This is a genomic window from Massilia sp. Mn16-1_5 (genome assembly GCF_004798585.1).
Lineage (GTDB): Bacteria > Pseudomonadota > Gammaproteobacteria > Burkholderiales > Burkholderiaceae_D > Telluria.
Genome location: NZ_PPXQ01000011.1, coordinates 82,852 through 106,198, shown reverse-complemented (window position 1 = coordinate 106,198; position 23,347 = coordinate 82,852). Strand labels below are relative to the sequence as shown.

At 66.5% G+C, this 23,347-nt stretch carries 20 protein-coding genes and 1 tRNA gene; 10 read left to right on the top strand and 11 right to left on the bottom strand.

Annotated elements, in window-relative coordinates; genetic code table 11:
- Positions 1–4: 4 nt before the first annotated feature.
- A complete protein-coding gene (locus tag C2862_RS14880; protein WP_136220920.1) occupies positions 5–1,027 on the bottom strand; it encodes a two-component system response regulator in 1,023 nt (340 codons plus the stop codon).
- A gap of 39 nt (positions 1,028–1,066) precedes the next feature.
- Positions 1,067–4,411: an MHYT domain-containing protein gene (locus tag C2862_RS14875; protein ID WP_136220919.1), complete on the bottom strand. Its 3,345-nt coding sequence runs from the start codon at positions 4,409–4,411 to the stop codon at positions 1,067–1,069.
- Between the two features lie 234 nt (positions 4,412–4,645).
- Here C2862_RS14875 and C2862_RS14870 point away from each other — a divergent pair, with 234 nt between their 5' ends.
- The 3 genes from C2862_RS14870 to C2862_RS14860 all read left to right on the top strand — a co-directional run bounded on the left by C2862_RS14870 (position 4,646) and on the right by C2862_RS14860 (position 6,724).
- On the top strand, positions 4,646–5,440 hold the full coding sequence (locus C2862_RS14870; RefSeq protein ID WP_229467446.1) for an ABC transporter substrate-binding protein: 795 nt from the start codon (positions 4,646–4,648) through the stop codon (positions 5,438–5,440).
- 113 nt (positions 5,441–5,553) lie between these two features.
- Positions 5,554–5,955: a hypothetical protein gene (locus C2862_RS14865; RefSeq protein ID WP_136220918.1), complete on the top strand. Its 402-nt coding sequence runs from the start codon at positions 5,554–5,556 to the stop codon at positions 5,953–5,955.
- On the top strand, positions 5,939–6,724 hold the full coding sequence (locus tag C2862_RS14860) for a DUF2145 domain-containing protein (protein WP_136220917.1): 786 nt from the start codon (positions 5,939–5,941) through the stop codon (positions 6,722–6,724). Before C2862_RS14865 ends, C2862_RS14860 begins: the two co-directional genes overlap by 17 nt.
- Positions 6,725–6,795: 71 nt before the next feature.
- Here C2862_RS14860 and C2862_RS14855 read toward each other — a convergent pair.
- Positions 6,796–6,880 (bottom strand) — tRNA-Leu (locus C2862_RS14855).
- Positions 6,863–7,429, bottom strand: a complete 567-nt coding sequence (locus C2862_RS14850; protein WP_136220916.1) for a hypothetical protein — start codon at positions 7,427–7,429, stop codon at positions 6,863–6,865. Before C2862_RS14850 ends, C2862_RS14855 begins: the two co-directional genes overlap by 18 nt.
- Positions 7,430–7,604: 175 nt before the next feature.
- Between C2862_RS14850 and C2862_RS14845 the strand changes: the two genes are divergently transcribed.
- Entirely contained in the window at positions 7,605–8,210 is a 606-nt protein-coding gene (locus tag C2862_RS14845) for an FxDxF family PEP-CTERM protein (RefSeq protein WP_136220915.1), read from the top strand.
- An 18-nt stretch (positions 8,211–8,228) separates the two neighbouring features.
- Here C2862_RS14845 and C2862_RS14840 read toward each other — a convergent pair whose 3' ends face one another.
- The 6 genes from C2862_RS14840 to hutC form a co-directional block, all read right to left on the bottom strand.
- Positions 8,229–9,959 carry a glycosyltransferase family 39 protein gene (locus C2862_RS14840; protein WP_136220914.1) on the bottom strand — a complete coding sequence of 577 codons (1,731 nt, stop codon included), beginning with the start codon at positions 9,957–9,959 and terminating at the stop codon, positions 8,229–8,231.
- Between the two features lie 126 nt (positions 9,960–10,085).
- Positions 10,086–10,355 (bottom strand): type B 50S ribosomal protein L31, encoded by a 270-nt coding sequence (locus tag C2862_RS14835; RefSeq protein ID WP_136220913.1) that lies wholly within the window; start codon positions 10,353–10,355, stop codon positions 10,086–10,088.
- A 308-nt stretch (positions 10,356–10,663) separates the two neighbouring features.
- Positions 10,664–11,926, bottom strand: coding sequence for a transcription termination factor Rho (rho, locus tag C2862_RS14830; protein WP_136220912.1), 1,263 nt, complete (start codon positions 11,924–11,926; stop codon positions 10,664–10,666).
- 148 nt (positions 11,927–12,074) lie between these two features.
- Entirely contained in the window at positions 12,075–12,401 is a 327-nt protein-coding gene (gene trxA, locus C2862_RS14825) for a thioredoxin TrxA (protein ID WP_136220911.1), read from the bottom strand.
- A 230-nt stretch (positions 12,402–12,631) separates the two neighbouring features.
- Positions 12,632–13,030, bottom strand: coding sequence for a response regulator (locus tag C2862_RS14820; protein ID WP_136220910.1), 399 nt, complete (start codon positions 13,028–13,030; stop codon positions 12,632–12,634).
- A gap of 95 nt (positions 13,031–13,125) precedes the next feature.
- Positions 13,126–13,842, bottom strand: a complete 717-nt coding sequence (gene hutC, locus C2862_RS14815) for a histidine utilization repressor (RefSeq protein ID WP_136220909.1) — start codon at positions 13,840–13,842, stop codon at positions 13,126–13,128.
- A gap of 136 nt (positions 13,843–13,978) precedes the next feature.
- Between hutC and ada the strand changes: the two genes are divergently transcribed.
- Positions 13,979–15,058 carry a bifunctional DNA-binding transcriptional regulator/O6-methylguanine-DNA methyltransferase Ada gene (ada, locus tag C2862_RS14810; protein ID WP_136220908.1) on the top strand — a complete coding sequence of 360 codons (1,080 nt, stop codon included), beginning with the start codon at positions 13,979–13,981 and terminating at the stop codon, positions 15,056–15,058.
- A 99-nt stretch (positions 15,059–15,157) separates the two neighbouring features.
- Here ada and bla read toward each other — a convergent pair whose 3' ends face one another.
- Positions 15,158–16,000 (bottom strand): subclass B3 metallo-beta-lactamase, encoded by an 843-nt coding sequence (bla, locus tag C2862_RS14805; RefSeq protein ID WP_168710069.1) that lies wholly within the window; start codon positions 15,998–16,000, stop codon positions 15,158–15,160.
- Positions 16,001–16,142: 142 nt separating this feature from the next.
- Between bla and C2862_RS14800 the strand changes: the two genes are divergently transcribed.
- The 5 genes from C2862_RS14800 (at position 16,143) to C2862_RS14780 (ending at position 23,342) form a co-directional block, all read left to right on the top strand.
- The gene (locus C2862_RS14800) at positions 16,143–17,807 is read left to right on the top strand and encodes an amidohydrolase (protein WP_136220906.1); all 1,665 of its coding nucleotides are present in this window, start codon (positions 16,143–16,145) and stop codon (positions 17,805–17,807) included.
- 104 nt (positions 17,808–17,911) lie between these two features.
- Positions 17,912–19,615, top strand: coding sequence for a urocanate hydratase (gene hutU, locus C2862_RS14795; protein WP_136220905.1), 1,704 nt, complete (start codon positions 17,912–17,914; stop codon positions 19,613–19,615).
- A gap of 12 nt (positions 19,616–19,627) precedes the next feature.
- Positions 19,628–21,178 (top strand): histidine ammonia-lyase, encoded by a 1,551-nt coding sequence (gene hutH, locus C2862_RS14790; RefSeq protein ID WP_136220904.1) that lies wholly within the window; start codon positions 19,628–19,630, stop codon positions 21,176–21,178.
- 17 nt (positions 21,179–21,195) lie between these two features.
- The gene (hutG, locus tag C2862_RS14785) at positions 21,196–21,984 is read left to right on the top strand and encodes an N-formylglutamate deformylase (protein WP_136220903.1); all 789 of its coding nucleotides are present in this window, start codon (positions 21,196–21,198) and stop codon (positions 21,982–21,984) included.
- Entirely contained in the window at positions 21,981–23,342 is a 1,362-nt protein-coding gene (locus tag C2862_RS14780) for a formimidoylglutamate deiminase (RefSeq protein WP_136220902.1), read from the top strand. The genes hutG and C2862_RS14780 overlap by 4 nt, the downstream gene beginning before the upstream one ends.
- Positions 23,343–23,347: the final 5 nt, after the last annotated feature.

Below are 23,347 nucleotides of genomic sequence, written 5' to 3'. Positions count from 1 at the left end.
GCGCTCAGGCGGCCAAGGCCGCGGGCGCTTCTGCCGGCGCTTCCGCCCAGCGCACACGCACGGTGCGGATCGCCGGCAGCTGGGCGACGAACAGGTCGACCAGGGCCGGGTCGAAGTGCTTGCCCTTCTGCTGGACCAGGTAGTCCACCGCTTCCTCTTCGCTCCAGGCCCGCTTGTAGGGCCGGATCGAGGTCAGGGCGTCGAACACGTCGGCGATCGCCACGATGCGCCCGGTGAGCGGAATCGCTTCGCCGGCCAGCCCGTTCGGGTAGCCGCTGCCGTCGTATTTCTCGTGGTGGGTCAGCGCAATCTGGTGCGCCAGCTGCAGCATGCCGTCGCCATGTTCGCCGATGATCTCGGCGCCGATCGTGGCGTGGCTCTGCATCACCTTCCACTCCTCCGGATCGAGCGGCCCCGCCTTTTGCAGGATGCGGTCGGGGATGCCGATCTTGCCGACGTCGTGCATCGGCGCGGCGTGCAGCAGGTCGTCCGCTTCCTGTTCCGTCATGCCGGCCGCCAGGCCCAGGATCTGGGCGAAGTGGCTCATGCGGATCACGTGCAGGCCGGTCTCGTTGTCCTTGTACTCGGCCGCCAGGCCGAGCCGCTGGACGATGGCCAGGCGCGAGGCTTTCAGTTCTTCCATCCGCACCAGCGACAAGTGGGTACGCACGCGCGCGCGCACCACCGGCGGGCTGACCGGCTTGGTGATGTAGTCGACCGCGCCGGCCTCGAAGCCTTCCAGCTCGTCGGCCGTGTCGGACAGGGCGGTGACGAAGATCACGGGGATCGGCGCCGTGAGCGGATTGGCCTTGAGGGCCGCGCACACTTCATAGCCGTTCATCCCCGGCATCATCACGTCGAGCAGGATCAGGTCGGGCTTTTCCTTGTTCGCCAGCTCGAGGGCGCGCGCGCCGTCCTTGGCGAACAGCAGGCGGTAGTGGTCCTGCAAGATCTGGCGCAGCAACTGCAGGTTGCTCGCTTCGTCGTCGACCGCCAGGATCAGTGGGCGGTTACTGGTCATGCTCATTACTTCGTTTCCTGTAGCGTACTTATGCGGGTTGTCGTGTCAGGCATCGTGTTCGCCCAGCGCCTCGAGCGCGGCGTCGAGCTGCTGCTGGGCGAGGTCGAAATCGAAATCGGCCAGTGCCGCCTGGACCTGGGTGACGCGGGCGGCGGCCGGGTGGCCGGCCAACGCGGCCGCCAGGGCGGCCAGTGCGGTGTCGTCGAGGGCACCGCGGGCGAGCGCGTCACGCAGCGCATGGCCGGCGCGCAGGGCGCGCGGGAGGTCGGCAGCGCTTGTCGACGACGGCAGGGCCGCCGCCTGCGCCGGGCGTTCGGCGCGGATCATCAGCACCGCTGCCGCATGCGCCGCCTCGACCTTTGCCAGCGCTTCCGGCAGCAGGGCCACGCCGGCCAGCAGCTGGCCCTTCTCGCCTTCGGCCAGCTGTTCGAGCTCGGCCAGCGCATCGGCCAGCAGTTCCAGGCCGACGTTGGCGGCCACGCCGCGTGCCTTGTGGGCCAGCATGCGCAGCGACGGGTAGTCGGCGCCCTCGAGGAAGCCGCGCAGGAACTGCGGCAGCATCGCGTGCTGGCTGTGGAAGTGTTCCAGCGCGTCGCGGTAGGCTTCTTCCTTGCCGCCCCAGCGGTTCAGGCCCGCGATGCGGTTCAGTACATGGCGCTCCAGCACCGGCGCCGGCTCGGCGCACTGGCCCGACCCCAGGCCCAGTACGCGCGCGATCTCGTGCGACAGCGTGATCCAGTCCACCGGTTTCGACGCGAAACCGTCCATGCCGACTTCCGCGCTGGCGCGGCGGTGTTCGGGCAGCACGCTGGCCGTCATCGCGATCACCGGCACGCGGGCGCGCCCGGTGGCTGCCTCGTGTTCGCGGATGCGGCGCGTGGCCGTCAGGCCGTCCAGCACCGGCATCTGGAAGTCCATCAGGACCAGGTCGAATTCCTGGCGCGTGCACAGTTCGACCACGGCGCCGCCGTCGGACACCGCCGTCATCGTGTGGCCGCGGCGCGCCAGCAGCAGCTGCAGCAGTTCCAGGTTCTGCGGCACGTCGTCGGCGGCCAGCACGCGCAGCGGCGGCAGGGCGGCGGCGGTGCGCACGCGTGCCTGCTGCGGGGCGAAGCGCGCCACCACCAGCGGCAGCACCACGTGGAAGGTGGTGCCTGCGCCGACCACGCTCTCGGCCCAGATCTTCCCGCCCATCAGCTCGACCAGCTGCTTGCTGATCGTGGTGCCGAGACCGGTGCCGCCGAAGCGGCGCGTCATCGAGGCGTCCGCCTGGGTGAACGGATCGAAGATCGCCTGCAGGCGGTCCTGGGCGATGCCGATGCCGGTGTCCTTCACGCTGAAGTGCAGCTGGCCGTCCTGCTGCTCGGCGCGCAGGGTGACGCTGCCGTTTGCCGTGAACTTGATCGCGTTGTCGAGCAGGTTCGTCAGCACCTGGCGGATGCGCAGCTCGTCGCCGCGCAAGTTGGTCGGCAGCGCCGGATCATAATGAATGTCGACCTGCAGGCCCTTGGCGCGGGCATTGGCCGCCAGGGTCGAGGACAGTTCGTCGATCAGGGACAGCAAATTAAAATCGTTGATCTCGAGTTCGACCGCGCCTTTTTCCAGTTTCGCGGTGTCGAGGATCTCGTTCAGCAGGCGCAGCAGCGAGCGGCCGTTGCTGCGCACCGTATCCAGGTGGCGTCGCTGTTCCGGCGCCAATTCTCCGTCGAGCAGCACGTCGGTGAAGCCGAGGATCGAATTCATCGGCGTGCGGATCTCGTGGCTCATGTTGGCCACAAACGAGGCGCGCGCGGCCGCGGCCTGCTCGGCGGCGTCCTTGGCGTCGCGCAGCGCGTCTTCCATCGTGCGGCGTTCGCTGATATCGAGGATCACGCCGTCGAGCCAGGCCAGCTTGCCCTCGTCGTCGCGCACGCCGGTGCCGTTTTCCCACAGCCAGCGGGTCGAGCCGTCGGCATGCAGCAGGCGGTATTCGACCAGGTAGGGGCGGTCCTCCGCCAGCGCCGATTCGATCGCCTCCGACACGCGCACGCGGTCGGCTGCGTGGATCAGGGCGCCGAAGCTGCGACGGGCCGGGGCGCCCGGCGGATCGCCCACGAAGTCGCGCGCCGGGTAGCCGGCCACGCGTTCGACGGCGTCGCTGATGAAGACCATCGGGTGCGCGCCTTCGATGCGGCTGCGGTAGGAAATGCCGGGGATGGTGCCGATCAGGGAGCGGAACTGCTGCTCGCTGGCGCGCAGGGCGGCCACCATTTCGCGCCGTTCGGTGATGTCGGTGACGAAGCAAACGAACAGTTCCTGGTCGCCCAGGCGTGCGTGGCCGACCGCGACGCGGATCGGCACCAGGCTGCCGTCGCGCCGGACGGCGTCGACTTCCTCGTTGTTCGGCGCCGCGTGGGCGCTGCTGTCGCGCAGGTAGCCGAGCAGGCCGCCTTCGTTGCTGCGTTCGGCGTCCGTCATCAAGAGGCGGATGTTGCCGCCCACGATGTCGTCGCGGCGCCAGCCGAAGATCTTCTCGGCCGAAGCATTGAATTCGAGGACCGTGCCTTCGCGGTCGATCGTGATCACGCCGTCCACCGTGGTGGTCAGCAGGGCGCGCATCCAGGCTTCGCTGCGCGACAGTTCGAGATAGATCTGGCGGTAGCGCAGCAGGCCGTTCGCGCCCAGCACGACGACCGTGAACAGCACGGTGACCAGGGAGATCGCCAGTGCCAGGAAGGTCGTGTTGGAGGAATATGCCGCGTCCGGGTCGACCGTGCCGACGAAACGCGCGGCCGCCATCGCCGTGTAGTGCATGCCCGTGACGGCGCAGCCCATGACGACGGCCGCCAGCAGCAGGCGCTTGCCTTCGCTCAGGTTGCGCAGGCGCGCCAGGCCGAAACGCACCCACAGCGCCAGCGTGGCCAGCACCACGGCCACCACGATCGACAGGCCGAACATCAGGGGGTCGTAGCGCAGGTCCAGGCTCGTGCGCATGCCGGCCATGCCGGAATAGTGCATCGCACCGATACCGGCGCCCAGCAGCACGCCGCCCACGATCAGGGTGCCGGTGCCGATGCGCTCGCGCGCGATCAGGCTCAGGGCCACGAAGGACGCGCCGATGCTCGGCAGGTTCGACAGGATCGTGATCATCGGGTCGTAGTCGACCTGGGTGCAGAGGTTAAAGGCCAGCATGCCGATGAAGTGCATGGCCCAGACGCCGGCGCCGAGCGCCAGGCTGCCGGTGAACAGGAACAGGGTGCGCTGGTTGGTCTGCTGGCGCGCCTGGCCGGCGATTTGCAGGCCCATCCATGAGGCGAAAATGGCCACGAGCAGCGACAGCACGACCAGTTTCGGGTCGTAGATGCCGTAGCTGAGCATCGATGGATCGTCAGGCAACATGAAGAACGACATGGGGATTTCCGGCAAGAAGAGCGCCCAGGACGGGCGGCATTATCGTCAGTATGACATTTTCCATACGGAAAGTCTTGTGTGGATTTGTCGGAATTGCCGAAGATGCAAGCATTCTGTCGCGGCTTTGCCACCATATGGACGAGCTTGCCGCCACAGCGCCGGGTTCGTCATGCCAATCGGGTATGCTGTGCGCATGCAGGACGCTTTCCATGAGGCCCGATAGAGGTGCGCGACATGCTGATTCGACAATTTCGGTGGATGGCGCTGGCGACGCTGGCATGGCTGGGCGCCGGTACGGCCCTGGCCGACGTGCGCGTCGTGGCCGGGGAGGGGGCACGCCGCCCGGCCGCCCTGACCATCACCACCGAAGCCGCCGCCCCGTCGAGCATGCTCGACGGCGAGGGCAGGGTGGTCGGCATTTCCACCGACAAGGTGCGCGCCGCTTTCGAGCGTGCGGGCCTGGCTTATACCATCGAACTGCTGCCCTGGAAGCGGGCCTATGCCGCCGCCACCGACCGGCCCGATGCCTGCGTCTATTCCACCACCCGCACCCCCGAGCGCGAGTCCCTGTTTAAGTGGGTCGGCCCGATCGACAGTGCGGAATGGGTGCTGATGGCGCCGGCCAACCGCCGCTTCGCGCTGCGTTCGCTGGAAGACGCGCGCCCCTACCGCATCGGTACCTACAACGGCGATGCGCGCGACCAGTTCCTGCGCAGCCGCGGTTTCAAGGTCGACTCCGCGCCGAACGATTTGACCAATCCGCGCAAGCTGCTGCTGGGGCGCATCGACCTCTGGGCCGCCGCCTTGCGCATCGGCAGCCCCGTGCTCGAGCAGAACGGCTGGGCCGGGCAGATCGTGCCCGTGCTCGTGTTCAACCGGATTGACGTCTACCTCGCCTGCAACCGCGCCGTGCCGAACGAGGTGATTGCCCGCCTGAACGGTGCCATCGACGCGCTCGAACGGGACGGAACGATGAGCAAGATCGAGCGGTCCTACGATAACTGGTCGGTCAGGCAGCAGGGCAGGTAGCACCGAACGCCACCTGGACGGTCGCCGGGTGCTACTTTGCCTGGCTCCGTTGCGTCCTCGCCAAGCCTTTGCCAACATGGCCCCGTCTCATTACGGAGGTCATCATGCAGCGCGTGTTCGCCGTTTCCCTGATCAGCCTTGCCCTTGCTTGCGAGCCCGCCCTTGCGGAACCGGCCGGCGCTCCCTCGGCGCCGTCGCAGGCCAGCGCCAATCTCTCGGCCGTCGTGGTCGGCGGATCGATCCTGACGCTCGCCGCCGCCGGCAGCGTCGTCGTCGCCAGCGTGCGCACGGTCGGCGACGGGCTCGAGATCGTGCTCGAAAGCGCGGTCGACGCCAGCCGCGCCACCATACGTCTTTCGAGCAAGGCGGCGGGCGGCCTGTCGCTGGCCACCGGAACCGTGCTGGAAGTGGTGACAGCCTCCACCGGCCAGGTGCTGGTCATGTCGGGAAAGGCAATCGCCTTCCTGCCGAACGAAGCGGGCAAGGCGCTGCTTCATCATGCGCGCGCCATCTAAGTTGCTGGCAGGCGCCTTGCTGGCCGCCGCCTGCGAGGTCTATGCGGGCCAGGCCTGCGCCGAAAAACCGCTCACCTCGAGCGAGGTAGTGCGCTCGATGGACCTGGCCCAGCGCACGGTGCAAGCCCTGGAGGCCAGCGGCGCGCGCGTGGCCCTGGTCGCGCGCGCCGGCCAGGACCTCAGTCGCTACGGACTGCGCTATTCGCACATGGGAGTCGCCGTGCGCGACCATCCGCGCGGGCGCTGGACGGTCGTGCATGAACTCAACGATTGCGGCACCGCGGCCTCCGGCCTCTACTACGAGGGAATGGGCAATTTCTTCCTGACTGATTTATACCGTTTCGAGGCGCAACTGGTGATTCCCGGCGAGGCATTGCAGGAGCGCATGGCGGCTCTGTTCGCCACGCGCACACCCTTGCGCATGCACGAAGCGCATTACAACATGCTGGCCTACGTCTATTCGACCCGCTACCAGAATTCGAACCAGTGGGTGCTGGAAACGCTTGTCGCGGCCAGCGCGCCGACCGGCCAAGTGGAAACGCGGGAAGAAGCGCAGGCCTGGCTGAAGGGGATGCGCTACCAGCCGCCGACGGTCGAGGTCCCGGCCGCGACGCGCCTGGGCGCGCGCATGTTCCGCGCGAACGTCGCCTTCGATGACCACCCGTTCGACCGGCGCATGGCGGGGCAGATCGATACGGTGACGACGGATGCGGTCAGGCAGTTCGTGCGCGCTGTCGATGCGTCGGTCAGGACGCTGGTGGTCGACTGAGGGTTTCGGTGCCGCAAAAGCAAAACCCCGCGTCCTTCAGGGAAGAACGCGGGGTTTTTGTATTCGAGCGTTGGTGCCGGGAACCGGAATCGAACCGGTACGCCTCGCGGCGCGGGATTTTGAGTCCCGTGCGTCTACCTATTCCGCCATCCCGGCAACGCGCTCCGCATTATCGCTGATTTGGATTGCACCGGCAACAGTTTCCCGGTTTGAAAGAGCCTCGCGCCGTGGGACGGGAGGCGGGGCGGCGGCCGGTCCGGCCAGGGCCGCCTGCAGGGCGCGCAGGGTTGGGATCGGGCCGACGACTTCGAGCACGTGGGGGCGGATGCGCACGCTGATCGAGTGCGTGCGCCAGGCGCTGACGCCCGCCTTGGCATAGCGGATGCCGTCGGGACCGGCGCAGACTTCTGAAAATCCCATGCCGCCCAGGGCGCTGTCGAGGGTGGCGCGCATGTGGCGGGCATCGAAGCGGGTGCTGACGTCGAGCCGGCCGGGGGCGCTCTTGCACAGCGGCAGGGCCAGGCCGGCCAGCACCGGCAGCACGATGCAGGCGAGCGGGGCGTCGGGGTCGGCCACGCGCAGGACGAGCACCAGCAGCGGCAGGCCGATGGCCATGGTCAGCCCATAGGCGGCCAGCGGAGACAGGCCGCGCAGGCCAGCGCGGCGTGGCGCACCGACGATTTCCGAGAACATTACGCTTTTCATGTTGTCTCCTCTATGGGGCACTGCGATCGCATGGCTTTTGTCATTGTCGGCTTCGCTTGCGCCCTGGAGTTGACGTGACTCAAAGAAACTGGCGGGAACGCGTGCCTGGCGGCTGCGCTCCGCGCCGGCGCGCGTCAACGTGCCGAACCACCGCCACCTTGCCGATGGAGATGCCATGAAACGACCATTGTTATTACCGGGAGCCCTGCTTGGCGCCGTGCTCTCGCTTTCCCTCGCGGGCGCACCGCAGGCGCGGGCGCAGGCGATCGAACGCAGTACCGCATTGAGCACGGTGCCCGACGGCGCCGGCGGCTTCAATGCCTTTTATGGCGACACGTTTAGCGGCGAGCAAAGCGGCAGCGCCTTCGTCGACCTGTTCACGTTCACGGTCGCCGGCACGCCCTTCGATGCCGCTGCGTCCGTTACCTCGTCCTTCCTCGATTCGCCGGGCTCGAAGGACCTCTTGATCACGGGCTTCTCGCTGTACCGCTACGATCCGCAGACGCTGGCGGTGATCGGGAATGCGATCGCCGGCGTCGACCTGACGGGCTTCGGCAGCAATCCGGTCGATTCCTGGGCGGTATCCGGACTCAACCTCGCCAGCGGAGCCTATGCGCTGCGGGTCGACGGCCAGGTGGTGGGCGCGGCGGGCGGCAGTTTCGGCGCCGACCTGACGGTGTCGCCGGTGCCGGATGCGCCGGCGTATGCGCTGCTGCTGGGTGGCCTGGCCTGCGGAGCGCTGGCCTGGCGCCGCGTGCCGGGGAAAAAGAAAGCCGCCTGAGGGGCGGCTTGGGGAGGCTTAAGGAGCGCGCCGGTACAGGCGGAAGCGTTCGTCGCGGTCGGAGGCGCGCCGGCCTTCCCACAGCAGCGTGGCGCCGCGCGTGCCCCAGGTGCGCGACAGCGTGCGGTCGTCGCGCGTCTTGAAACTGTCGTGCAGCAGCACGTAGTCACATTGGCTGCCTTCGATGCCTTCGACGCCGGCGAAGGGCAGACGTCCGTAGTAGGCGAACGAGGCGCGCTGGGCCGGGCCGACATTGCTGTCGATGCAATTGGCGTCGTGCGGCAGCTTGGCTGCGAGCGCCTGCGCCACGCCGGCGTAGCTCTTGCTGTAGTTCAGGTCTGGCAGGAACAGGGTCATGAGCAAGACCCACAGCAGGATCAGGCCGCTCGAGGAGAGCACGACGGCGCGCCACAACACGGTGCGCTGGCGCGACACGCGCCAGCGCACCAGCCAGATCCAGCCGATCGAGACGGCGGCCGCCACCGTGAAGGCGACGATGCCGAATTCGGGCACGAAGCCGGGAACCAGTTTCAATGCATTGTGCGAGAGCTTGGCCGGCCAGCCGGTCAGCTTCGCGATCCAGAACAGCCAGACCAGGGCCGCGAGCGTCGTCAGCGCCATCACCGAGAACCAGTCGATGGCATTGATCGCGCCGCGTTTCATGGTCGGCAGGCCGAAGGCGGCCATCAGGGCCAGCGGCGGCAGGAGCTTGAGCAAATCGCCGTTTTCCGGCGTCGGATCGCACAGGAACAGCAGGGTCAGCGCGCCCAGGAAGGTCAGCGGCAGCACGATGTGCAGCATGTTTTCCTGGCGGCGCCAGGCCCAGATCGCCCAGCCGGCAAACGGCCAGGCCGGCCAGAAGAACCAGACGCCGATGCGGAAGAAGGCCTTCACCGAGGTCCAGCTTGGCATGGCGAGCTGCGCCATGTTGGTGCCGAACCAGGACGCCACCGGCGAGTCGCCGTAGGGTTGGATCAGGGTGGTCGGCAGCACCCAGACCAGGGTCAGGGCCAGGGCGGCGGCGGCGGCCACGCCCATGTGGCGCAATGCGTCGCCGGCCGGGACGCGGAAGAAGCGCGTGCACAGCAGCAGCGCCAGCAGCAGGACGATCGGCGACAGCGGGCCGCGCGTGAGCGTCAGCGCGCCCAGCGACAGGCCGACCAGGGCCGCGTTGCGCACGCTGGCCGTCTCGATGTAGCGCACCGCGCGGTAGAGGAAATAGGCGACCAGCGAGCCCTGCAGGGTGACGGCCAGGGTTTCATGGCTGTAGAGCAGCAGGCCGAGCGAGCCGAGGTAGATCAGGACGGTGGTGTCGGCCAGGGTACGGCCATAGGCGTCCGGTTCCGGCTGGCCACCGAAGGCCAGGCGCAGCGGTTGCGCTTCGGGCCGGCGGCCGAGGTGGAAAGCGGTGTACCAGAGCGACATGCCGCCCATTACGAAGATGCCGATGTTCGAGACGCGGGCGGCAAGCACGTCGCCCAGGATCCAGCCAAATAACTTGATGCAAACCGCACCCAGCCAGAACGTGAGCGGGCCGTCCTCGAGCGCGGGCAGGCCGGCGATGTTCGGATATAGCCAGTCGTTCAGGCCGCCGCGTGCCATCGTCCACATGATGCCGAAGCTGCCGGCGTCGTCCTTCCACGGGTCGCGGCCGATCAGTCCCGGCAGGATATACAGCAGGCCGAGCGCGAACAGGGCCCAGCGCGGCAGTGCCAGCGTGGCGGCGGCGGGGAGACGGACTGGTTTCATCGATAAGTCTGATGGTGGCGATTAATGTCGCGCTAGTATAACGAGGAATGAAAAGATGAAAAAAAAGAAGCCGGGAACCGGCTTCTTTTTCGAGGGAAGCCCGGGGAGGGCTTCTGTACAAATGGCTTAGCCGTTCGCGACCGAGGTCTTCGAACCGACGGCGCCGAACTTCTGGCGGAACTTCTCGACGCGGCCAGCGGTGTCGACGATCTTGTGCTTGCCGGTGAAGAACGGGTGCGATTCAGCCGAGACTTCGATCTTGATCAGCGGGTATTCTTTGCCTTCGTGGGTGATCGTCTCGCGGGTAGCGATGGTCGAACGGGTCACGAATTTGAAGTCGCACGACACATCGTGGAAGACGACTTCGCGGTAATCTGGATGGGTATCGGTTTTCATGTTTCTTGCCTTGGGTATGTTTGGTAGCCAAACAGCACTTCGTCGGTCGTCTTGCTTCTTGACCCGATTGCCGATCACTTGCCAGGGGTTGAGGTACTGAACCCACGATTATAAAACGGTTGGGGGTTCAAGGCAACCGTGGGGGTGTTGTGACATTTACGCGCGGGCATGCCCGCCCTACGTTACGCAACGGCCTGTGGCTGCGATGTACCGTAGGGCGGGCATGCCCGCGCGTAAACGATGCGCACCGACCGCGCGAACGAAAAAAGGGCAGCCGCAGCTGCCCTTCGTTGATGCTTTAACGGTAATTAACCGCCGCGGCGCATCATGTCAAAGAATTCGATATTCGTCTTCGTCGCACGCATCTTGTCGAGGATGAACTCCATCGCCTCGATCTCGTCCATCGAGTACAGCAGCTTGCGCAGGATCCAGATCTTTTGCAGCTGGTCCGGCTTGATGAGGAGTTCTTCGCGGCGGGTGCCCGACTTGTTCAGGTTGATGGCCGGGTAGACGCGCTTCTCGGCCAGGCGGCGCTCGAGGTGCACTTCCATGTTGCCGGTGCCCTTGAATTCTTCGTAGATGACGTCGTCCATGCGCGAGCCGGTTTCGATCAGGGCGGTCGCGACGATGGTCAGCGAGCCGCCTTCTTCGACGTTGCGGGCGGCGCCGAAGAAACGCTTCGGACGCTGCAGCGCGTTGGCGTCGACACCACCGGTCAGCACCTTGCCCGAGGCCGGGATCACGGTGTTGTAGGCGCGTGCCAGGCGGGTGATCGAGTCGAGCAGGATCACGACGTCCTTCTTCATTTCGACCAGGCGCTTGGCCTTTTCCAGCACCATCTCGGCAACCTGTACGTGGCGGGTGGCCGGTTCGTCGAAGGTCGAGGCCACGACTTCGCCGCGCACCGAACGCTGCATCTCGGTCACTTCTTCCGGACGCTCGTCGATCAGCAGGACGATCAGGGTCACGTCCGGATGGTTGGCGGTGATCGCGTGGGCGATGTGCTGCAGCATGACCGATTTGCCGGACTTCGGCGACGCCACCAGCAGGCCGCGCTGGCCCTTGCCGATCGGCGAGATCAGGTCGACGATGCGGCCGGTGATGTTCTCGGCGCCGTTCATGTCGCGCTCGAGGCGCAGCGGCTCTTGCGGGTGCAGCGGCGTCAGGTTTTCAAACAGGATGCGGTGCTTCGAGGCTTCCGGCGATTCGCCGTTAACCTTGTCTACCTTTACCAGGGCAAAGTAGCGCTCACCATCCTTCGGGGTACGCACTTCACCTTCGATCGAGTCACCCGTATGCAGGTTGAAGCGGCGGATCTGCGACGGCGAGATGTAGATGTCGTCGGTCGAGGCCATGTAGCTGGCATCGGGCGAGCGCAGGAAGCCGAAGCCGTCGGGCAGCACCTCGAGGGCGCCGTCGCCGAAGATCTGCTCGCCGGACTTGGCGCGCTTCTTGAGGATCGCGAACATCAGTTCCTGCTTGCGCAGGCGGGCTGCGTTGTCGATGTCGAGGCCGATGGCCATCTCCAGCAGCGCGGAGACGTGCATTGCCTTCAGTTCAGATAAGTGCATGTTGTGTGGGTGTCCCGTGACGGGAAATATAGGTAGGGGAGGGAACTACGTGGCTTAGTTAAACGTTGGGGAAACGGCCGGAGCCGGCCGGATCCCGTCCGGACAATGGCGGCAGTGCGGGCGCGCTGCCGCCGCTATGCGTTTTACTTCAGATGTTGCTGTCGATGAAGGCGGTCAGCTGGCCTTTTGCCAGGGCGCCGACTTTCTGCGCAGCGACGCTGCCGTTCTTGAACAGGATCAGGGTCGGGATGCCACGGATGCCGAACTGGGCTGGAACAGCCTGGTTGGCGTCGACGTCCATCTTCGCAATCGTGATCTTGCCGTCGTATTCTTTCGCGACTTCTTCGAGGATCGGGGCGATCATCTTGCATGGACCGCACCACTCGGCCCAGAAATCGACCAGTACCGGACGCTCGGACTTGAGCACGTCGGTTTCGAAAGAAGCATCGCTGATGTGTTTAATGTTTTCGCTCATGTTTTCCTCAAAGAGAGGTAAGGATCAATGTACGCCTGGAGACAAGGCCGGTTTTCTGGCTCGTCCGGCTTCCGCTTGTTGTAAGATCAGTTGCAACACAATGGTGGAGGCAATGTGCGCGAACTCAATGGGAAGGGCGTCTGGAGGACGTCAGGCGGGGGATTTAGGCCGAATAATACCTGAATTTCCAAAAAAGTGTTCGGGCGTTTGTACAAAATCTTAACACGCCTTCAGCACACTACGGCCGAGCGCAACTGGTCCAGCGCAATGGGCTTGCGGAAGATACCCGCCACGCGTAAGCCGAGCACCCGCGCCAGCTCGCCGGCGGCGTCGCGCACCCCCGAATCCATGCCCGACAGCAGGATCACGCTACCGCGAAATCCGCGCTCGGCCGCGGCCTGCAGGAACTCGATGCCGTCCATGTCGGGCAGGGCCAGGTCGCAGATCAGGACGTCCGGGCCTGCCTCGGCCAGGGTCGAGAGCGCATGGCGGGTGCTCGCCTCGGGATAGACCTCGCGCACGCCGATGGTGTGCAGCATGTCCTTCAGCATCTCGAGCATGAAATTGTCGTCGTCGAGCACCAGCACGCGCGGTGGCTGGCCTGCCTCTGGTACGGCGAGGTGATTCATACAGTTGGTTCCGGCGAATAATTGACTGTCAGCGATTATGGGCGAGAACCGGCCTCAGCGGCACATGCCGTTCAAAATTTTTGCCGATGTGTGCGTCAGACGCTGCCGTTAAACTGGATCAGGTGGCCTGGATGCCACATGGTGACGACCGAAGCCACGGCGCCCTGCGAGGTCGTCCTGCGTTTCAAGACCAGGCAGGGCGAGCGCGCGTCGATTGCAAGCAGTTCCGCCACTTCGCGCGGCGCGCCCAGCGCTTCCAGGCTGTAGGTGGCGCCTTGCAGGGGCGCAGCCACCATCAGGTGTTCGTTCGGGGTGATGCTGGAGAAATCCTGTTCCAGGTAGGCCGGCGCGCAGGCCGGATTGACCCAGCGGTCCTCGAGCTGGATCGGCACCTCGTTTTCGAAGTGGACGATCAGCGAGTGAAACAGCGGGACGCCCGGCGCCAGCTCGAACTGCAGGGCCAGCGCTTCGCTGGCCGGCGCCCCTTCCAGCAGATGCAGGCGGCTTGCATGGCGGTGCCCGCGTGCGCGCACTTCGTCGGCGATGTTGCGGATCTGGACCAGGGTAGCCTGGTACTTGCGCGGCGCGACATAGGTGCCCGAACCCTGGCGCCGGGTCAGCACCTGCTCGGCGGTGAGCTCGCGCACGGCGCGGTTGACCGTCATGCGCGAGACGCCGAACTGGCGCACCAGCGCCTGCTCGGACGGCACCAGGTCGCCTTCCTTCCAGCGCCCGGTGGCGATTTCGCCGACCAGGTAGTCCTTGATGCGCTGGAAGATGGGGGTGCTCGCTTGCGCGCTGGATTCGTCCAAACTGCTCTCCGAAAGGGGATAATGATGACCGTGAATGATGGAATTCTAGCATCGCGAATTCGAAAGCAAGCGGCAGGGTGCGCGGCATCGCCCATGCTGGCAGGATGACGCCATTCACCCACGGAGAATAAGCGCCATGAAGATCGAGACCTTCGCCGAACCCTATGCCAGTGCCGATGCGCGCTGGGCCGCCGTGCAACAGCGCGACCGCGGCGCCGACGGCGTCTTCTATTATTCGGTGCGCACGACCGGCGTGTATTGCCGGCCTTCCTGCGGCGCCCGTCCCGCGCTGCGCGCGAATGTCGCCTTCCACGCCAGCTGCCTTGACGCCGAAGCCGCCGGTTTCCGCCCCTGCCTGCGCTGCAAGCCGGACCAGCCGCCGCTGCCCGAACGTCAGGCGCAGCTGGTGGCCGAAGCCTGCCGCCTCATCGACGCCGAAGACACGCCCGACCTCGACGCCGTGGCGCGCGCGGTCGGCATGAGCCGCTTCCACTTCCAGCGCGTTTTCAAAACGCATGCCGGCGTGACGCCGAAGGCGTATGCCGCGGCGCGCCGGGCCGCGCGCGTGCGCGAGGCCTTGCTCGATACCGGCAGCGTCACCGATGCCGTGTATGCGGCCGGCTTCAATTCGAGTTCGCGCTTTTATGCCGGCAGCGAGGCGATGCTCGGCATGGCGCCTTCTCGCTTCAAGGCGGGCGGCGCAGGCGAGGAGATCCGCTTCGCGGTGGCGGCCTGCTCGCTGGGGGCGATCCTGGTCGCAGCCACCGAACGCGGCATCTGCGCGGTGCTGATGGGCGACGATCCGGAGCCGCTGGTGCGCGATTTACAGGACCGCTTCCCGAAGGCGAACCTGATCGGCGCCGATGCCGGTTTCGAACGCACCGTGGCGCAGGTGATCGGTCTGGTGGAAGCCCCGCGCATCGGCCTGGATTTGCCGCTCGACGTGCGCGGCACCGCGTTCCAGCAACGCGTGTGGGCGGCGCTGCGCGCGATTCCGGCCGGCGAGACGGTCAGTTATACCGAACTGGCGCAGCGCATCGGCTCACCTGCGGCCGTGCGCGCGGTGGCGGGAGCCTGCGCGGCCAATCCGGTGGCGGTGGCGATTCCCTGTCACCGCGTCGTGCGCAATGACGGCGGCTTGTCCGGGTATCGCTGGGGAATCGAGAGAAAGGCGGCGCTGATCGCACGGGAAAAGGACGATACCGGCCGCGCTTGACCCGTAGGGGTGGTCGAGGCCAATGGTCTTGACCACGGTTTCATTGGGCGGGTTTCCCGCCCACGCGTTCAACGCACGGGTGATTTGGCGGGCACGAATTTAGCGCTGCTTCGCCTCATCCGCCAGCGTCTTCGCCAGCCGCGTACGTCCCGTCTCGGCATACGCCTTGCACGCATTCGCATCGGCCAGCTTTCCCTTCGCCTGCCGCTCCATCAAATCGTTGGCCTCCGGATGCGCCGTCACCAGGATGTCGCAGGGCAGGGCGGCCACCCGGGCGATCGAGCGCTCGATGTCGGCCTTCGCATGCGGATACACCGTATTCCCGCTGTAGCGGAAGCCTGGCCCGGTGATCGCATTCAGGCTGTCCGCATACACCATGTTCATCGGCCTGCCGTTTTCGAAGGCCATCCAGGTCCAGCTGATGCCGCCCTTGGTATGGCCGGGCGTGTAGTGCGCCTTGATCGACACGGGCCCCAGTTCGACGGATTCGCCATCGCGCACGGCGCGCACCGGCGACACGGGCGTCATATCGGGCATGTTGTTGCCGAATTGCGGGTCGCCCTTGTCGGTCTTGCCCGTTTCCAGCACCGGTTTCGCGGCCACGCTGGTGAGCACGGTCGCGCCGCTCAGGCGCTGCAGCTCGGCGACGCCGCCCACGTGGTCGAAGTGCTCGTGCGACGTGAGGATGTAGCGGATGTCTTCCACTTTGAAACCGAGCTGGCGGATGTGCGCGGCGATCTGCACGGCCGCCTTCGGGGTGGCACCGTCGATCAGGATGTGTCCGGCGGGCGAGGTGATCAGTACCGAACTCAGGCCCGCGGTGCCGACGTAATAGCTGTTGCCATAGAGTTTGAAGGGGTCTTGCGGACCCTCCCATTCGGCCGCGACGGACAAGGCGGGGACAGCGAGAAGGCAGGACAGGAGGGCGGCGATGCGTTTCACGGGGATTCCCTATTCAGTGGTTGGATTGCTGCGGCGAAATCATAACGAAAAAACAGGTGCACGGGGCCGGCGCCTGTGTCCAAGCCCGGAGGACTTCGCTACACTCATGTTTTGCATTTCATAAACGTCAATTGGAGAGTCCATGCAGCCCACCCTGAAACAGTGTTCCGCGTTCGTCCTCGCCGCGCTGGCCCTCGCCAGCGCCCAGGCAGACACCGTCATCGTCAACGCCAACGGTTATACGCTGAACACCAAGGGTGACCTGGTGCAGTTCGCCGCGCTCGCTTTCGACGACAACGGCAAGATCCTCGCCGTCGGCAGCGCCGCCGAGGTGGCGGCCAAGGCGCCGAACGCACGCCAGGTCGACGTGAAAGGGCGCACCGTGCTGCCGGGCCTGATCGACGCCCATGGCCACGTCTTCGGCCTGGGCCAGATGCTGACCCAGCTCGACCTGTCCCAGACGGCCTCGCTGCCGGACGCCCTGAAAGCGATCGGCGACTACGCGCGCGCCAACCCGGGCCAGGGCTGGCTGCGCGGCCGCGGCTGGAACCAGGAAAACTGGAAGCTGGGCCGCTTCCCGACCGCGCTTGACGTCGATGCCGTCGTCAGCGATCGCCCGGTCTGGTTCGAGCGCGTCGACGGCCACGCCGGCTGGGCCAACAGCCGCGCCCTGGAAGCGGCCGGCATCACCGACAACACCCCGGACCCGGCCGGCGGCAAGATCATGCGCGACGCCGCTGGCCGCGCCACCGGCGTGCTGGTCGACGCGGCGAAGGAACTGGTGGTCAAAGTGCTGCCGGCCCAGACCGAGCTTGAGGGCCGCAAGGTACTCGAGCGCGCACTCGCCGAGATGGCGCGGGTCGGCCTCACCGGCGCCCACGATGCCGGCCTGGGCGTAGCGGAAGACCGCCTGTACCGCGCCTATGCCGACCAGGGCAAGCTGACGGCCCGTATCTACGGCATGATCGGCGGCACCCAGGGCGACTTCGACGTGCTGGCCAAAAACGGCCCCCTGAAAACCTACGGCAAGGACATGTACGCGCTGCGCGCCGTCAAACTGTATTCGGACGGCGCGCTGGGTAGCCGTGGCGCCGCCCTGATCAAGCCGTATTCCGACGAACCGCATTCGCACGGCCTGCTGTTCTATAAAACGTCCGAGATGGACGCGATGATGAAGAAGGCGATGGCGCGCGGCTACCAGGTCAACGTGCACGCCATCGGCGACGCAGGCAACCATCAGATCCTCGATATCTACCAGAAGGAACTGGCGGCAACGAAGAGCGCGGCCCAGCGCCACCGCATCGAGCACGCGCAGGTCGTGACCCAGGCCGACATCGGCCGCTTCAAGACGCTCGGCATCATCCCGTCGATGCAGCCGACCCACGCCACCTCCGATAAAAACATGGCGGAAAGCCGCGTCGGTCCCGAGCGCATCAAGGGCGTCTACGCATGGCGCAGCTTCCTGCACCAGGGTTCGCGCATCGCCTGTGGTTCCGACTTCCCGGTGGAGTCGCCGAACCCGTTCTTCGGCATCCACGCCGCGGTCACGCGCCAGGATGCATCGGGCCAGCCGATTGCCGGCTGGTACCCGAACCAGGCGATGTCGCTGAAGGAAGCCTTCCGCTGCTTCACGCTTGACGCAGCCTATGCGGGCCATGCCGAAAACAGCTTAGGCTCGCTGGAGCCGGGCAAGTGGGCCGATTTTATTGTCGTCGACCAGGACTTGTTCAAGGTCTCGCCCTACGACATCTATAAAACCGGCGTGCTGCAGACCTGGGTAGCGGGCAAGGCGGTGTACACGAAATAAACGTGTGACAAAATGGATTGACGAGCTTGTATAGACAACTTAGACTCCGAGCATGACTTGGCTGGCGGGCGACCGCCGGCCCTTCCTCACTCCCAGGAGCTGCCATGACCCAAGAATCGTCCTTCGATCCGCGCTTCGATCCGACGCGCACCATCCGCGCCCCGCGCGGTACCGAACTGAACTGCAAGAGCTGGCTCACCGAAGCCGCCTACCGCATGTTGCAGAACAACCTCGACGCCGAGGTGGCCGAAGACCCGCAGCGCCTGGTCGTCTACGGCGGCATCGGCCGCGCCGCGCGCAACTGGGAGTGCTACGACCAGATCCTGGCGAGCTTGCGCGAGCTCGAGGACGACCAGACCCTGCTGATCCAGTCGGGCAAGCCGGTCGGCGTGTTCCAGACCCACGAGAACGCGCCGCGCGTGCTGCTGGCGAACTCGAACCTGGTGCCGAAATGGGCCAACTGGGAGCATTTCAACGAGCTCGACCGTAAAGGCCTGTTCATGTACGGCCAGATGACGGCCGGCAGCTGGATTTATATCGGCACCCAGGGCATCGTGCAGGGCACCTACGAAACCTTCGCCGAAGCGGGCCGCCAGCATTTCAATGGCGACTGGGGCGGGCGCTGGATCCTGACCGCGGGCCTCGGCGGCATGGGCGGCGCCCAGCCGCTGGCTGCGACCTTCGCCGGCGCCGTGTCCTTGACCATCGAATGCCAGCAGAGCAGCATCGATTTCCGCCTGCGCACGCGCTACCTCGACAAGCAGGCGAAAGACATCGACGAAGCACTCGTCCTGATCAAGGAACACACGGGCAAGCGCGAGGCGATTTCCATCGGCCTGCTCGGCAATGCCGCCGACGTGCTGCCGGAACTGGTGCGCCGCGCCCGCGCCGGCGGCCTGGTGCCGGATTTAGTGACCGACCAGACCTCGGCCCACGACCTGATTCACGGCTACCTGCCGCAAGGCTGGACGGTCGAGGAGTGGAAGTCGGCGCAGGCCGATCCTGCGCAACATGCGCGCCTGAAAGCGGCAGCCGCCGCATCTTGCGCGAAGCACGTGCAGGCCATCCTCGACTTCAAGGCGCTGGGCGCCTACGCGGTCGACTACGGCAACAACATCCGGCAAGTCGCGAAGGACGAGGGCGTCGAGCATGCCTTCGACTTCCCCGGCTTCGTGCCGGCCTATATCCGCCCGCAGTTCTGCGAAGGGCGCGGTCCCTTCCGCTGGGTGGCGCTGTCGGGCGACCCGGAAGACATCTATAAAACGGATGCCAAGATCAAGGAACTGTTCCCCCACCACGCCCAGGTGCACCGCTGGCTCGACATGGCGCGCGAACGGATTTCCTTCCAGGGCCTGCCGGCGCGCATCTGCTGGCTGGGACTCGGAGAACGCCACATCGCCGGCCTCGCCTTCAACGAGATGGTCAAGAATGGCGAACTCAAGGCGCCGATCGTGATCGGGCGCGACCACCTCGACACCGGTTCCGTCGCCAGCCCGAACCGCGAAACCGAAAGCATGCGCGACGGGACGGATGCCGTCTCCGACTGGCCGCTGCTGAACGCCATGCTGAACACGGCCGGTGGCGCCACCTGGGTCTCGCTGCACCACGGCGGCGGCGTCGGCATGGGCTACTCGCAGCACTCCGGCGTCGTCATCGTGGCCGACGGCACCGACGCGGCGGCCAAGCGCCTGGCGCGCGTGCTGGTCAACGACAGCGGCTCGGGCGTTATGCGCCACGCCGACGCCGGCTACGAATCCGCCATCGCCTGTGCCAAGCGCACCGGCTTGAATCTCCCGATGATCAAGTAAGGCAGCACGAACATGAACCACGAACCAATCCACGGCTGGACCCTGAACCCTGGCGCCTTGAGCCTGTCCGACTTGCGCGCGGCCTGGGCCGCTCACTTCCCGATCGCGCTGTCGCCTGAAGCGGCGGAACCGATCGCCGCGTCGGCCGCCCTGGTCAAAACCATCGTCGACAAGGGCGACCCGGCCTACGGCATCAACACCGGCTTCGGCATCCTGGCCAAGGCCCACATCCCGAACGACCAGCTGGAACAGCTGCAGCGCAACCTGATCCTGTCGCATGCGGTCGGCACCGGCGAACTGATTTCGGACGCCGTCGTGCGCCTGATTTTGCTGACCAAGATCGGCAGCCTGGCGCGCGGCTATTCGGGCGTGCGTCCGCTGATCATCGAGACCCTGATCGCGATTTACAACGCGGGCATCATGCCGGCGATTCCGGCGCAAGGCTCGGTTGGCGCCTCGGGCGACCTGGCGCCGCTGGCGCACATGACCCTGGCCATCCTCGGCGTCGGTCCGGTGCGTTATCGTGGCGAGATCATGGAAGCGGCCGACGCCCTGCGCGCAGCCGGCATCGAACCGGTCAGCCTCGCCGCGAAAGAAGGCCTGGCCCTGATCAACGGCACGCAGGTCTCGACCGCGCTGGCCCTGCACGGCCTGTTCATGGCCGAACGCCTGGTGGAAGCGGCGATGGTCACCGGCGCGCTGTCGGTCGACGCCGCGCGCGGCAGCGACGCGCCATTCGACGCCCGCATCCACGCCGTGCGCGGCCAGCCTGGGCAGATCGCGGCAGCGGCCATCTACCGCGAACTCGTAAAGGGCAGCGCGATCCGCGCCTCGCACCTGGTCGGCGACGAGCGCGTGCAGGACCCGTACAGCCTGCGTTGCCAGCCGCAGGTGATGGGCGCCGTGATGGATCTCGTCGCCAACGCCGGCCGCACGCTGCTGATCGAAGCGAATGCCGTCACCGATAATCCTTTGCTGTTTCCCGACGATGGTGCGATTGTCTCGGGCGGTAACTTCCACGCCGAGCCGGTCGCCTTTGCCGCCGACACGCTGGCGCTGGCGATTGCCGAAATCGGCGCGCTGGCCGAACGCCGCATCGCGCTGCTGATCGATGCGAATTTGTCCGGCCTGCCGGCCTTCCTGGTGCGCGAGCCGGGCCTGAATTCCGGCTTCATGATCGCCCACGTGACGGCGGCCGCGCTGGCCTCCGAAAACAAATCGCTGGCGCATCCGGCCAGCGTCGACAGCCTGCCGACCTCCGCCAACCAGGAAGACCACGTCAGCATGGCCACCTTCGCGGCGCGCCGCCTGGACCAGATGGCGCACAATACGTCGGTTATTGTCGGGATCGAGCTGCTGGCGGCAGGGCAGGGGATCGAGTTCCACCGTCCGCTGGCCAGCTCCGAGCACCTGGAGCACGTGCACGCGCAGCTGCGCAAGCGTGTGGCGCCTTTCGATGCCGACCGTTTCTTCGCGCCGGACATCGAAGCGGCGCGCCAGATGGTCGTCGCCGGCGAGTTGTCGGCGTCATGCAGGGAGTTGTTCGCAATCCTCCATCCTTAACTCAGACAGGAGTCGTAATGGATTTCCGGTTCAAGGCAGGCGATGCACCGATGCTGCTGTCGATGCCCCATGTAGGCACCGACATTCCCGACGAAGTGGCCGCGCACCTGGCGCCCTGCGCGCTGGCCAGGGCGGATACCGACTGGCACCTGGCCGAGCTTTATGAGTGCGCGGACCGTCTCGGCATCTCGACCTTGACTGCCCGCTGGTCGCGCTACGTCATCGACCTGAACCGCCCGCCCGAGAACACGAACCTGTATCCGGGCCTGGACACGACCGGCCTCTGCCCGGTCGATACCTTCGGGCGCGAAAGCCTGTACCAGGAGGGGAAAGTGCCGGACCAGGCCGAGGTCCAGCGCCGCCTGGAGCGCTACTGGCGCCCCTACCATAATCAGCTGCGCGCCGAACTGGCGCGATTGCTGGCGCTGCACGGGCGCGTGGTCCTATGGGATGCGCACTCGATCGCCTCGCGTGTGCCGCGCTTCTTCGAGGGCCGGCTGCCGGACCTGAATTTCGGTACCGCAGAAGGCAAGTCCTGCGATCCGGGGCTGGAGAATGCGGTGGTGGGCGTGGCGCGCGCCCAGGACCGCTTCAGCATCGCCGTGAACGGCCGTTTCAAAGGCGGCCACATCACCCGCTTCTACGGCCAGCCGAAAGAGGGCGTCCACGCGATCCAGCTCGAGATGTGCCAGTGCCTGTACATGGACGAGACGCCGCCGTTTGCGTATCGGCCGGAAGTGGCGGCCGAGGTGCAGCCGCTGCTGGCCGACATGATGGGAGCGGCACTCGACTGGGTGCGCGCATGAACGCCCTGTTCGCGCGCCATGCGCTGCTTCCTGAGGGCTGGCAGGGCGACGTATTGATCGAATGGGATGCGCGCGGCAACCTGACGCGGGTGGAGCCCAGGGCGCGCCCGCCGATCGGTGTGGCCCGTGCCGACTATGTGGTGCCGGGCATGGTCAACCTGCACTCGCACGCCTTCCAGCGCGCGCTCGGCGGGCTGACCGAAAAGGCGGGCGACGGGCCCGACAGCTTCTGGACCTGGCGCGAGCTGATGTACCGCTTCGCGCAGCACATCACGCCCGAGCAGGTCGAGGCCATCGCGGCCCAGCTGTTTTCGGAGTGCCTGCGCCATGGCTACACGGCCTTGTGCGAATTCCACTATATCCAGCGCGACCCGGCAGGCGCCATGTACGCGCGGCCGGCCGAGATGGCCGAGCGGGTCGCGGCCGCCGGCCAGCAGTCCGGCATCGGACTGACCGTGCTGCCGGTCCTGTACAGCCACAGCGGCTTCGGCGACCAGCCCCTGAAACCCGAGCAGAAGCGCTTCCAGACCGACGTCGACACGGTGTTGCGCATCGTCGAGGCGCTGGCGCCGCTGCGCAATGGCCAGCTCGAGGTCGGAGCGGCGCCGCATTCGCTGCGTGCAGCCGGCATCAAACAGATCCAGGAGCTGATAGCGGCGCTGCCGAAGGAGCGGCCGCTGCACATCCACATCGCCGAGCAGCAGGGCGAAGTGCAGCAGAGCCTGGACTTCAGCGGCCGGCGTCCGGTCGAATACCTGTTCGACCAGCTCGCTGTCGACGCGCGCTGGTGCCTGGTGCATGCCACCCACCTGAACGAGGCCGAAGTGGCGCAGCTGGCCACCAGCGGCGCGGTGGCGGGACTGTGCCCGAGCACCGAGGCCAACCTGGGCGACGGCCTGTTCCCGCTCGCCGACTACCTGGCGCAGGGCGGGCGCTGGGGCATCGGCAGCGACAGCCACGTGTCGCAGAGTCCGGTGGAGGAATTGCGCTGGCTCGAGTACGGACAGCGCCTGATTCATCAGCGCCGGAATGTCGCCGCCACGCCAGCGCGGCGCGACGTGGCGCTCAACCTGTGGCAGGATGCACTCCTTGGCGGCGCCCAGGCGGCCGGACGGCCGGTCGGGGCGCTGGTGCAGGGACGCCGGGCCGACCTGCTGGTGCTGGACGCCGCCCATCCGAACCTGGACGGAGTGCTCGACGCCGACGTGCTCGGCCGTCTGGTATTCTGCGGGAACGACAACCTGGTGCGCGACGTCCTGGCAGGCGGGCGCTGGGTGGTGCAGGGCGGGCGCCACATGGCGCAGGAAGCGATCGGGCGCCGCTACCGGCAAGCCCTCCAACAGTTGCGCGAAGGTTAAGCATG